General features: G+C 65.2%; 1 protein-coding gene. It reads right to left on the bottom strand.

Annotated elements, in window-relative coordinates; translation table 11 throughout:
- Positions 1-131: 131 nt before the first annotated feature.
- Positions 132-683 (bottom strand): hypothetical protein (locus BRAS3809_RS36445; RefSeq protein ID WP_035654978.1); only part of this gene is annotated, 552 nt, incomplete at its 5' end.

The following is a 683-nucleotide window of genomic DNA, read 5'->3' on the forward strand; positions in this document are numbered from 1 at the left end:
GTGCCCACCGCGGTTCAGCAGACTCCTGGGCCAGATGGTGGGCACGGCGCCACCGCGATCTCGCCATGACGACGGAGCAGGGCAGCGCCTTTGCCCACCCTACGCATTCTTGGGCATTGCTCGTTGCCTCCCTACTTCCTGAACAGATCCGGCCGCATCAGCAGCTTGCCGGAGATCGAGTTCGGCACCTCATAGGGCGAGCCGATCGAGAGCACGTGGCTGAGCGCGATCAGCCGGTTCGGCAGCTTGGCCGGCGGCGGCGTCTGGAACGAGTAGGACGTCGGGTTGTGGCACAGGAAGCAGTTCAGCACGTTCTTGATCGGCGTGTTGTCGGCCTGCTGCACGAAGGTCTCCGCGGTGGCGTTGGCGAGGTTGACCGAGCCGACCGCACTGGTCTGGTTGCTGTTGAGATTGTAGGAGTTCGGCCGCATCCACACCGTGCCGTCGAGGCTGTAGCTCGCGAAGGTCGATTGCGGGCTCTTCAGGCTGGAGAGGAAGCCCTGCGCCTGGGCGGTGATGGCGAAGATGTTGCCCACGCCGTTCGGCTGGTTTTCCCCGCCGGTCTGGTTTTCGAGCACGACATTGGTCACTGGCGTGAGCTTCTGGGTCGCCGGATCGAGCGTCAGCTGCGGACGGTTGGCGCCGGGCAGCGCGGGGATGTTGACCTGCGAGAACGGCGTGCG

Source organism: Bradyrhizobium sp. STM 3809, from assembly GCF_000239795.1.
In the GTDB taxonomy this organism is placed as follows: domain Bacteria; phylum Pseudomonadota; class Alphaproteobacteria; order Rhizobiales; family Xanthobacteraceae; genus Bradyrhizobium.